This window comes from Geovibrio sp. ADMFC3 (genome assembly GCF_054687035.1).
The window spans coordinates 1,086,967-1,099,331 of the sequence record NZ_BAAFZG010000002.1; the positions used below are offsets into that span (position 1 = coordinate 1,086,967).

General features: G+C 45.6%; 9 protein-coding genes. All 9 read left to right on the top strand.

Annotated elements, in window-relative coordinates:
- The first annotated feature begins 214 nt into the window (after positions 1-214).
- The 9 genes from ACYRYY_RS05455 to ACYRYY_RS05495 are packed head-to-tail and all read left to right on the top strand — an operon-like array spanning position 215 to position 12,362.
- A complete protein-coding gene (locus ACYRYY_RS05455; protein WP_460214556.1) occupies positions 215-1,267 on the top strand; it encodes a cytochrome C in 1,053 nt (350 codons plus the stop codon).
- An 18-nt stretch (positions 1,268-1,285) separates the two neighbouring features.
- Positions 1,286-2,203, top strand: coding sequence for a formate dehydrogenase subunit gamma (locus tag ACYRYY_RS05460; RefSeq protein ID WP_460214557.1), 918 nt, complete (start codon positions 1,286-1,288; stop codon positions 2,201-2,203).
- On the top strand, positions 2,196-3,041 hold the full coding sequence (locus tag ACYRYY_RS05465) for a cytochrome C (RefSeq protein ID WP_460214558.1): 846 nt from the start codon (positions 2,196-2,198) through the stop codon (positions 3,039-3,041). The genes ACYRYY_RS05460 and ACYRYY_RS05465 overlap by 8 nt, the downstream gene beginning before the upstream one ends.
- On the top strand, positions 3,042-3,908 hold the full coding sequence (locus tag ACYRYY_RS05470; RefSeq protein ID WP_460214560.1) for an NHL repeat-containing protein: 867 nt from the start codon (positions 3,042-3,044) through the stop codon (positions 3,906-3,908).
- Positions 3,905-7,015: a cytochrome c3 family protein gene (locus tag ACYRYY_RS05475; RefSeq protein ID WP_460214561.1), complete on the top strand. Its 3,111-nt coding sequence runs from the start codon at positions 3,905-3,907 to the stop codon at positions 7,013-7,015. The genes ACYRYY_RS05470 and ACYRYY_RS05475 overlap by 4 nt, the downstream gene beginning before the upstream one ends.
- A 19-nt stretch (positions 7,016-7,034) precedes the next feature.
- Entirely contained in the window at positions 7,035-7,952 is a 918-nt protein-coding gene (locus ACYRYY_RS05480) for a tetratricopeptide repeat protein (RefSeq protein WP_460214562.1), read from the top strand.
- Positions 7,903-8,895 carry a cytochrome c3 family protein gene (locus tag ACYRYY_RS05485; RefSeq protein WP_460214563.1) on the top strand — a complete coding sequence of 331 codons (993 nt, stop codon included), beginning with the start codon at positions 7,903-7,905 and terminating at the stop codon, positions 8,893-8,895. Before ACYRYY_RS05480 ends, ACYRYY_RS05485 begins: the two co-directional genes overlap by 50 nt.
- A 20-nt stretch (positions 8,896-8,915) precedes the next feature.
- Positions 8,916-11,081 (top strand): hypothetical protein, encoded by a 2,166-nt coding sequence (locus tag ACYRYY_RS05490; RefSeq protein WP_460214564.1) that lies wholly within the window; start codon positions 8,916-8,918, stop codon positions 11,079-11,081.
- A gap of 15 nt (positions 11,082-11,096) precedes the next feature.
- Complete coding sequence (locus tag ACYRYY_RS05495) at positions 11,097-12,362, top strand: hypothetical protein (RefSeq protein WP_460214565.1); 1,266 nt, start codon at positions 11,097-11,099, stop codon at positions 12,360-12,362.
- The last annotated feature ends 3 nt before the right edge of the window (positions 12,363-12,365 follow it).

Below are 12,365 nucleotides of genomic sequence, written 5' to 3' on the forward strand. Positions count from 1 at the left end.
GACAAATGCTGATAACCCCGTAATAACATATGTTTGCTAACCATTGAAACACTTATGAATATACAGATTTTTGTATTTTTAATAATTTCGGCATAACGCTTCCAAAACACAGTATCGTTATTGACAATGAAGATTAGATCTTTTAGTCTAGATGGAAACTAGGAAATATAACCTTCTGTTTTAATTTCTTTTATTTAAAAATTTGGAGTGGATGATGAGAATATTTTTCTTATTTACCATCATGGCTGCCGGCATTCTGTTCGGTACGCTTTCCGCACATGCTTCGTCCATAGTTCCGGACGATGAAAACTGCATGATGTGTCACAAGTATCCGGGTCTCAGCAGGGTTAGCGACGAAGGATATTTAAGGCAGTTCTATGTGGATTCCGACAGGTATGCCCACTCCGTACACACCAAGGTCAAGTGTACGGGATGTCATGTTGACATTAAGGAAATACCCCACAAGGAAGCCAAAATAGTTGACTGCTCCACCGAATGCCATATAACAATGGGCGATTCGGCAAAACCTTTCTCCCACAGCAAAATTGTTGAAGAGCTAAAAGGCAGTATCCACAATGTTGACAACGAACATGTGAACGCCCGCATAGCCGAAGACTTTCCCACCTGTACAGACTGTCACAGCAACCCCACTTACCGTTTCATAACAGACGATGTAAGAGATGTTCATGACGCCAGAACACAGGATAAAATCTTCCAGAAATGCAGTGTCTGCCACGATCAGGACGTTTCCTACAAATACTATTTCAACCACGTCACCCACAGGATCAAGAACTTATCCGCAAGTGAAGATGTTGTTAAAACATGCAGCAAATGTCACTCAAGGGACGACATGGCGGAAAAACACAAACTCAAAAACGCCGCCAGTACCTATCTCGACACTTTCCACGGAAAAGCTGTTGAGTTCGGAATGGAAAACGCTCCCACTTGTATAGACTGCCACGTCAGGGACGGACAGTCCGTTCATAAGATTCTCAGCCACAAAAGCCCGGACAGCGCCACTTATGTTGAGAACAGATACAAATCCTGCGAGGGTGAAGGCTGCCACGTCAACACCACCAGAGAATTCGGTCTGATCAGAATGCACGTTGTGATAGACAAAGACCTCTACCCCGTTGAGTTCTGGGTAGCCTTAGCCTTCACAGTGCTGACGCTGGGAGTATTCTTCCTGCTTCAGGGTCTTATGGTGCTTGAGCTCATCAGGATTATGTTCCCGAACCTGAGCTTCAGGCGTAAGAGAAACGGTTAAGAGCGGGGGGCAACGAAAATGAAAGGATTACCTTTAGTTAAAATAAAAAACGGTGAAAAACATTACCTGAAACTCACTCAAAACCAGAGAGTTCAGCACATGTTTATCATGATCACATTCATACTCCTTGTGGCTACAGGCTTCCCCCTGAAATTCCACTTCTATCCCTGGGCAAAACCAATGATAGAGATGTTCGGCGGTCTGCATGTCACAAGATTCATACACAGAGTATGCGGCGTTATCATGGTCGGTCAGTTCTTCTACCACTGGTACTACCTGTTTAAGAACATGGCTATCAACTACATAATACCCGCTAAGAAAACAGGAACATTCTCATGGGGCGAGTTCGGACGCTTTGTGTACTACTCACCCATGTGTCCCCGTAAGAAAGATGCGCAGGATATAGCGTCATTCATCAAATATGCACTCTTCATCAGCGATGACATGCCTAAGCATGAGAGATTCCACTGGAGAGAGAAGTTTGACTACTGGGCAGTTTTCTGGGGTATTCCCGTTCTCGGAATCACCGGTCTTTTCCTGTGGTTTCCGGTGTGGGCGACATCATTTCTCCCCGGCTGGGCAGTAAACATAAGCTACATAGCCCACTCTGACGAGGCTATGCTTGCTGTCAGTGTTATCTTCATCTGGCACATGTACAACGCTCACGTCAACTATGACAAATTCCCCATGTCTCCCCTCTTCCTGACGGGTTATCTGCCCGAACATCTCATGAAGCATGAGTATTACATGGAATGGGCGAGAATAAACCGCATAGTGGAAAAAGACCCCTCACGTCTCCTTGATCTTGATAAGGAGAAGGAAGCGGAAATGCTTACTAATCAGGAAAAAGTGGAACTTATCAGAGAACAGATAGAGTTTATGAAAGAAAGCACTACCGGCGGCAAATACAACAAAGGAGGTTCTCACCATGAGTAAGCAGAGACCCGTTTTTGTAAGATATTTATACTGCCTCGCAGGGATAGCGTTCCTTCTGTACTCCACCTACATAGTGTTCATACTTGTTATGCACATATGGCATCACACTCCCCACGGGGAAGCCCATGCAGACAGCCTCAGCAAAGAGGACAGACTGTATCAGGAGATGCTGAAAGGTGTGGACACCCAGAACGCCGGACTCGCCTATAAAGACATAAGCGAGATCCACAAGCTTTATGACTTCCACAAAAATGAAGCAGAAGCAGTTACGGACAGCAAAAACCTCTGCGTTTCCTGCCACGGGGATGTACCCCATGACAAGAAAAAAGAGATCAGAGCGTTTCTTAACATGCACGCTTACTTTATGGCATGCGAAACCTGCCACATAAAAAGCGAAACTCCCGGTGACCATAGATACGTATGGTACAACAAAGTTACCGGAGATGAGAAATCAAGCATAGACACGGGCTTCTTCCTTGAAGACACCCCCTACAAACTCATGCCCCTTAACAGAGGCGGAGAAGAGCCGAGGGTGTTTGATACCGGTGCTATGGTCAAATATGTTGGTGAATTCAAAAGCAAAGTCGGCGAAATGGTTCCAGCCGCAAAAAGTGCTTCTCTGAAAGTCATCCACAGACCCATGAGCACTATTGAGAACTCCGTTAAGTGCAACGAATGCCACAACTCCAACATAAACGAGGCTTATCTCCCTCTTAAAGAGATAGGCTACAACGAGAGAAGAATGGCGCAGATCGTAGGAAATGAAGTTGCGGGCATGATCGACAGGTATAAGGAATTTTATATACCCAGCTTTCTGAAACCCAGCGAGGAAAACTAAGTGAAACTCTTACTTGCGGCAGTAATATTTTTTTCGGCAATAACACAGGGGCATGCGCTGAACTTCAGCGCATCCCTCCTTTATAAGGTAACTTTCGAGAAACAGTCCACCCCTGCTGATGTTGTAATCGAATCAGCAGATACCGCAGGAATCTATGACGCTTTCAACGGAAACTACACTGTCTATAAAAACGGCAGTGCGGTTTCCTCGGTTAAGAAGGAATTCCTCAAAGGCGGCAACTGTTTTGTCAAGAACGGGAACTACTACCTTTACTGCAACAGCAAAGCTAACTCTCTGGACATGGTCTCTTCAAAGTTCGAGATCTACTCCTCCGCCAAAGTAGCGGTATTTGACCCCACTGACGTTGCTGTCAGCGGAGGTTACGCCTACGTGGCTGATAACGACAACCACAGAATTGTTAAAATTGACCTCGCCGAAGCAAAAGAAGTCGCAAGCGCAGGCAAATACGGCAAGGAACGCCTTCAGTTCTGGTATCCTTACGCCGTTGCGTTTGATCAGGCAGGTCAGCTTCTTGTATCCGAAGTTCTCAACACCAGAATCCAGAAAATAACTAAAGAACTGAAATTTTACGAATTTATCGGCAGCTGGGGAATAAATCAGGGACAGTTCTACCGCCCCACGGGCATAGCTCTCTCTGGCTCTACCATCTTCGTTGCTGACGGATATACCGGTCTTATACAATATTTCGATAAAGACGGGAAATTTGCAGGTGTCCTCACAGATACATACGGCAATAAGCTCAAGTTCGGTTCTCTGACCCACATCAGGATCAGCGGAAACACCCTTGCCGTGGTGGATGCCTTCGAAAAGACAGTATTCATTTTTCAGTTGAAGGAGAAAAATTGAGAAGTCTGTTTTTTTTACTCACAGCCCTGATTTTTTGCTTTTTCAGCGCAGAGGCTCAAACGGAAAAACTAAACCCTGATTCCTCAAAGGAATGCTCCATCTGTCACTATGAATGGATGCCTGAATTTCTCTTTGACCTCAAAGGAACACCGCTGGTCGAATTTCAGAAGGATAAAGTGGTCGCCACTGAAAAAATGTGCTTCTCCTGTCATAACGGCACAGTGGGCGACAGCCGTATCAAAATCTGGACGGGTGACGTACATAAGCTTGATAAAATCCCCGCCCATATGAATATACCTCAGTCTCTTCCCCTCACAGACGGCAAAATAGACTGCCGTACATGTCACTCCGCCCACTCCACAGGCGCACCGAGGGATGAAGGGGTCGAAAAAAGCGTATTCCTGCGTATGGATAATGCAAACTCCGAACTGTGCAGAGCATGTCACACAGATATAGGAAGCGCTAAAATGGGCATGACCCACCCCATGACAGAGGTTAAGGAACACAGGGACGAAACAGCGTCAAGGCTCCACAAGTCAGACGGTAAACTCGGCGCAAAAGGCGAAGTTATCTGCCAGAGCTGCCACACGCCCCACTCACCCAAAGAGGAAAAACTCCTCATTAACTACAGAAACCATTCGGAACTCTGTGCCACATGCCATCTGGACAAGGTTAGCGACAAGGATCACAACTACCTGAAAGGCATGCTGAACCACCCGATAAACATAAAGCACGACAACGCAACCGAAATAAATAAGATCAAGGCAGAAGGCGGTTCCTACGGGCTTGAGAATGAAGTGATATGCCTCACATGCCACTCTGTGCATAAGGCTAAAACAGAGACTCTCCTCCTCCGTAAAAACTCCGACAACTCACTCTGCTTTGTATGCCACGAAACACAGAAAACAGTGCTCGAAACCAAGCATGACATGAAAACCATCAAAGGTTTCGTAGCCAAAGACGGTAAAACAGCACAGCAGAAAGGCACATGCGAAAGCTGTCACGACCCCCACGGCTGGTCACTTAAACTGCCGAACACTAACGACGACATGATCACCAAAGGATGTATGAGCTGTCATCAGGAAAAAGGGTTTGCCAAGGAAAAAGTGCTTGAGTCAAACCTTTTTAATCACCCTGTGGGCAAGGACATCAAAACAGATATGAAAGCCTATGAAAAACTGCCTCTCTTCGGTGAAGTAAAGCAGTTCTTCACTGAAATAGGCGGCGATAAGTCCAAACAGAGAATGGTCACATGCGCCACTTGCCATGATGTACACTCCAAGGACAAAAACTTCCTCAGGGTCGAAGCTACAAACGGCGCTCTCTGCATTGTCTGCCATGATGAAAAGAAAATGATAGAGAACACCCTCCACGGCAAAGAGAAGCTTAAAAACGGCTGCCTTGACTGCCATAAGGTTCACAACAGCACCAACAAACGCCTCCTTGTTAAAAAAGAGGATGACGGATGTATGGACTGCCACAAACCCGGCGGCAGCGCAGAAAAGAAGATCACAGGCGAGCACTCCCACCCTGTAAACATCAAGACAAAAGGGAAAGTGGATGAAAGGTTCAAGCTCACTGACGAAAACTTCACCTGCACAAGCTGCCACGACCCCCACAAACCGTCTAAAAACGGAAAGATCGACAAAGACTTCCTCAGAGGAAACTTTGCGGACTTTGACAGTTTCTGCTCCGCCTGCCACGAAGGAAAGAACGAAATAGCCGGCTCTGACCACGATGTGAGAGATAAAGATACGGCAAATGCTCCCGTATGCGCCCAGTGCCACAGTGTTCACAATGCCAAAACAGATGAAAACATAATGACTCTGGAATACGCATACAAAACTAAAGACGACTACTGCTACGTCTGCCACAGTGAAAAAGGCTCTGCATCAAAGAAAACAGTGCATGACGGACATAAGTTAGGCAAAATAGAAGCCCACGAGAAATACGGTCAGTTCCTCACTGAAAAAGACGGAGAATACTACCTGTACTGCTCCGGCTGCCACACTGTTCATAACAACGGGCCGAAAAAAGGCGAAGAAGGTACTTTCAGCAACAGCTTCCTTAACAAGAAACTCATGGAAAAAGGTAACTTCTGCCAGAGCTGCCACAGCGACAAGAAAGACTTCGCCTCATCAAAGCATAATGTTGCCAACTTTGAGAAGCACATGGCAGAATTTGCAAAAGCCAAGGAAGAAGGAAACTCATGCGGTGCATGCCACACTGTGCATAACAGCGGATATTTCCTCTTTGAAAAATCACTGGGAACAGATTTTGAAACAATCTGCAAAAGCTGCCACAGTGAAGGAAAAGTCGCCGAAAAAACAAAAATAATAACAAGTCACCCGACAAATGTTAAACCGAAGAAGGAAATTGATATTTACCTTCTGGATGGAAAAATAGTATGCTCAACCTGCCACGATGTTCACGGTTCAGTGAAAGGCATGGTGAGAAATACCGGTGAAAGCAACATGTGCCTCGCCTGCCATGCCGATCAGAAGAGCGTAGTGTACTCTGAGCATAACTTAAGCAAGCTGGACTATATGACCGAAAAAGTCAGACAGACAGCGGAAGCAAACCCCTGCTATGTCTGCCATATGCCTCATAACTTCCACAAAGACAACAGACTCATGTGGGCGTTTGAGCAGGGCAGAAAGTCTGTGTTTGCATTTGAAATGTGCGGAGACTGTCACAAGAAAGACGGTTACGGCTACAAAAAAATACCCGAAATCACCGCCCATGACAAAATGTTCAAAATATTCCCGTACAGAGAGCAGTATAAAGACTTTCTGTACGATGACGGCGGCAAGGTATCTGCGGAAGGTTCAATAACCTGCCAGACATGCCACGACCCGCACGTTTGGAAAAAGGGAAGTACGGAGGCAGCCTACAATGTTGACGGAACTGATAAAGACAGTTTCCTGAAACTGGAAGTGAAAGATAAATTCTGCGCGGTATGCCACGGTAACACTACGGAAGAGCTTTTCTCCAAATACCATGACAAGGCATACAGAGAAGGCAGAAACAAACAGATTGGCGAATCCGAAGTTCTCAGGAACCTGTTTATAATACAGCAGAACCTGCAAAAACTTCAGGGTAAATAATATGCGTTCATTTTTAAGTATGCGAAATACACTTTGCGCATTTGCATTTTCAGCGGCGGTTTTTTCCGCCGCAAATGCGGGCGCAGCGGACAGTTCAGATGCTATAAAAGCTGCTGATGCCGCCGAACCTGTTTTCTCCGCCGTTTCAGGAATAAAAGATCCGCACGGTGGAAAAGCAGTGCTGTTCTTTGATCACACCAAGAGATTCGACCTTAATATTCTGGCGGAATTTCTTAAAGACTGCAGTAATTATGAAGGAGTGAAATGCTTCTGTGCCGATATTTCCGGCGCCGATAAAAAAGAGCTTTCATCATTCTTCTCAGGCTCCGAAACAAAAGACTGTATCTACAAGGCATCCTCAACAGAAAATGCACCGTACGCATTATTTGTTAAAGAAGGCAAACCCGCCGGACTGATCAGCAAAGACGGAAGCTTTGCTTCTCTCACCCCGGTGTACCTCTCCTATCTCGCAGGCAAAACAGACGAAAATAAACTGTCTGAAATGCTTGATGCAGCAGAAAAAGGCGAAAATTACAAAAAAATAGTACCCCGCATGAACTTTGTGCTGATGCTTGCCAAAAAAGGTGAGACAGAAGCCGCCATCAATGAAATGGATAAAGTTAATGCGGCGGAGCTGGACGATAAAGGGAAACTTCTTCTGGGGCAGACATATCTGCGTCTTAAAGCGGCAGAAAGAGCTTATAGTGTTTTTTCTGCCTGTCAAAACAGCATTGAATGTGTTCTATACAGCGGCGTAGCTGCCTACCTAAAAGGAGACAGTGACAAAGCGCTGGAGATCCTTAACGGCATCAAAGACCGTTACGAGGATCAGGATAAACTGAATTACTATCTGAAAAAAATATATGAATCACAAGGGGACAATGCACATGCTGAAGAGATTCGGTTGCCGGAAAATTATAATACTGGTTCTGAGTAGTCTTTTCCTGCTTACTCCGCAGGCATTTGCTCAGCTTGAAATAATTTTCCCGATCACTGATAAAGTTAAGTCAGTGAGTGACATACATATAATAGGAAGATCGTCTGTAAACGATCCTGTCACCATAGAGATCAACGGTGAGAAAAACGTTAAAAAACTCATTGAATCCAAAGGAGCGGACGGCAAAAAGTTTTATATGCTTATGACTATCCTGAAGCTCAATGAAGGTGACAATACAATACTCGTAACACAGGGTAAAACCGTTATGACTGTTCAGGTGAACAAGGTTGACTCACCAACCACAATTACAGACTGGACAGAAAGCTACCAGAACTTTCACAGCAGCGACAGAAAAGAGATATGTCTGAATTGCCACAGGTTTCAGGATCTTAATGACTGTGTCAACTGCCACAGGGATAAGTTTATGGGAACATGGGTTCATGCACCTGTAAAACAGGCTAAATGCTTTGTGTGTCACGAGAAGGACAATAACCTTATCCCTCAGGAGCCTTTTTCTGTAACCTGTCTCAAATGTCATGAAAATTTCAACAACCAAATGCAGAAAGCCCAGTATATCCATGGTCCGGTTGCCGCAGGTTTCTGCACAATATGTCATTCGCCCCATAAGTCCACAGATAAGACTCATCTGCGAAAACCCGTCAACGAACTGTGCGACAGCTGCCACGCATCCAATGAGCTTGGTTTCAACTACCACCAGAAAAGTTATATCAAGTTCCATCCGGTAGACAAAGTTTTTGTAGAAAAGCTGAACAAAACTCTGGACTGTGGCGACTGCCACACGCCCCACTACTCAAGCGACCCGCTGCTTTTAAGCACGGATAAAATCAGCAGAGAAGAACTCTGCGCCAAGTGCCATGAAGAACAAAGCACAGCAGAACTCCTCAAGGTTCTCACTGACAAGCATAACGCAGCAGGTAACTGAAGCTTTAAAGAGGATATTATATGAAATTTACCAGACTTTTATTGATTTTACTCAGCGTCATTTATATAGCAGGATGCGGCGGAAGCGACAGTATAAAACCTTCTGTCAATGATGACACACGGACTATTACCTCCGTCAAAATCTCATCTGACGGAACACTCAGCTACACTGGCACAGGTGCCTTTGAAGGGTTCTCTATTACAGGAACCATACCTGCTCTTTCAGGCAGCACTGTTTACATAGAAAAGACTGACTCTGTTTATGTTAAAGACAGCTACACAGCTCTTTCGCCCCTGTTTTCCGTGAGGTTCACCGATAAGGCGTCCTCAACTCCCCCGGCTGTAATTTATAATGCTGTTGTCACTCTGCCCTACTCCCTTTCAGGATCAGCGACAGACGCCAACACAGTTTTCCTTGCATTGATAAACGATCACCCAGTCATTCAGACCTCAACCAAACCGGCAGCAAATATCATCCGCGCGGCGACAAGCATTCCCTTAACTTTTTTTGCCGGATATTTGAATGAAGCCGAAGAACCGCAGACAAAGAAAATTATCAAACTCCTCTCCAAAAGCTTCAGAGAAGCAATGGATGACAATGAATATTTTGAGCGTCTGGGAATGCCTCTTCCCGATATAATAAGAGGAACTGCGAATGTTCAGCCCGGTGAAAGAGTTGCCCTCGGTATAGATGAAAATACTTTCGGAGAGTCGGTTCTTAATGTTCAATGGAGTGTAAGAAAATCAAATGGAGCTGCATTCCACTCTGACACAGGAACAGAAACAGTTTTTATCCCTGATTCAATAGGTAAGTACACCGTAACAGCATCCGTAACTGGAAGCACAAAAAATATCACTGAAAACCTTACAATAAACGCTTTCAGCTATTCATACGACAAAGACAACAACAGACCGTACTGCCTTCTTTTCTGCCACAGTGGATCAATCAACTCACCTGAATACACTGACATGTACGGAAGAGAGATCCTCAGGGGCGAAATTATCTCCGCATGGACTGCAAGCAGCCATGCAATATCCTACAACCCAACAGTAGCAGCAATAAACAGCACATCCTGTGCAACATGCCACGCAACAGGAATGTTCTTCCCTGACAGAGACGACAATGGAATTGATGACCATCCCGAAGCTTACGGCTTCGATGATACAATGACAGTTAACACCGATGCCTCGACTGCTTCTTCTCACCTTAAAGGTGTAACCTGTGAAGCTTGCCACGGTCCTTCGGCTGAAATATCCGGCGGGCTTAACGGAATAATATCTATCTCCGGTCACCCGACATCTGCATCTATCTCTTCCGGAGTATGCCTTACATGCCATAATGGCGGATTTCACTTCGCAGAATTTTACAATGCTGGCAGCAGCACCCATGAAAACGCTAATACCGCCAGCCCTTCCGTCACCAACAGCGCCTGCTTTAAATGCCACACAGGTGAAGGCGCACTGGGCATGATATTCGGAAAAGAGATCAAACTCGAAGATACAGACAGGGTCAGCGGGATCACATGCAACGTATGCCATGACCCTCACGGTGAAGGAGGGCACAACGCCCAGCTCAGAATTTCCGGCACTGCGGAACTTGTTCTTCATGACGGCACAGTGAGTGTAAACGCCGGCGACGGCAAGATATGCTACACATGCCATAATACAAACGGAGCAGGAATAGGTTCCGTTCCCCACAATTCTCAGGCTGAAATGTTTGAAGGCAAAGGCGGACACACCTACGGAGAAACAATTGCACTCACCTCTGCCCATAAAGCAGCGCTTGACTGCGTGGACTGCCATATGAACCGTGGTGCGGGCACAACCCACATTATGACCATGAGCGTCAACAGCAGCGACAGGCTCACATACTGCAACAGCTCATGCCATTCAGGCGTAGCGGTTGACACAGACGGCAGGTACGACTATCTGGGCAGAACAGAATCTGTAAGAACACTTATGGAGACTCTTCAGGCAAGGATCAATACCCTTGCAGGCAGAGCTTCAGACAGCGAAATTTCTGCTTCTTACAACACTGTAACAGGCAGCAGCGCTCTTATAACTGCTCTGAACCGTGCCGCCTATAACTACAACTTTATAAAATCGGACAAAAGCTACGGTCTGCATAACTACAGTTACGCTTCAAGACTGCTTGAGCTGTCCATAGATGACCTTACTTCATTTTAATTTCAGGAGAACAGAGTGAAACTATTAAGGGGATTTTTAATTTTTGTTCTTTTAGCGGGCTCAATGCAGAATGCTTATTCATTCGGCATAGACGGCTCTTTCTCTACTTCTTATGAACACTCTGAGGAGAAGGGAGGGGATTCCGAAGGGACATGGGAAAACACGCTGATACTCGACAATGTCAGGCTGCTTAATCCTTATCTCGGATTCAATTTTCACGGAACATACTCAGCAGAGGATGGGGAAAGCTTCACAGATATATATTCCGCCTACCTTGAATTCAGCAGCTTTGAAAGAGCCCTTGAAATCAAACTCGGCAGATTTTCATATCTCGGAAACAGATTCCTCACCCTTGACGGAGCAGAAGCCACTGTGAGAACAGACTACTATTTCGGCGCCACAGTTTTCGGCGGCGTACCGGAGTATTTCGATTCTGATGACAGACACATAAACGAATCTTTCCGTGACACAGGCGACAGGCTCTACGGCGGTCGCATCTTCCTCAATGGTGTTAAAAACTACACAGGGTATGTTTCATACTCCAAGGAAGAGGACGGAGACAGAACAATTCAGGAACTCCTTGGTGTGGGCTTGGGAAGAAGGTTTGTTTCCCTTACCGATAAAACAGTTTTCCTCTCCCTTGACGGTAAAATAGACTACGATATGGAAGATGATGACATCTACAGAGGCATGGCAAGGGTCTATGCCCGCTATAAAAAGCTCGGTCTTATTGCTGATGTCACAAGAATCAGGGTTGAAGACGGTTCCGACAGGCTGGGAGAGCTTATAATAACCAACTTTTCTTCCGGCAAGGAAGACAGATACTCCTACACTGTGGAATATGCAATAAACGACCACTACACAGTTTATCAGGGCACCGTTCACACTGTTCTGCTGAATAACTTCGGCGAATGGATAACGGGGGATATCTACAAATTCGGCGCTAATGTTAATCATTTCAAAAGTCATGGTCTCACATCGAACTTTGAGATTTACATCTATGACGGCAGCGATTCCGAGGCAAACGGCTTAAGCTTTGCCCTCGACTGGAGCATAACAAGAGAATTTCGGTTCAGTTTCGAGGCAGAGTATGTCGGACGTTCTGAAATAATAAACGGTACGGCGGGCATGGATAAAGAAGACTCCATATACTCCATATACGGCGAGATTGAATATGACGTAATAAAAGATCTCACCGTGGGCGTTTATGCGGAAAACAACAGGGAAACACGTTATCTGCCCGAAAACAGATACGGTGTGAAAGCTACTTACAGCTTCTGACAA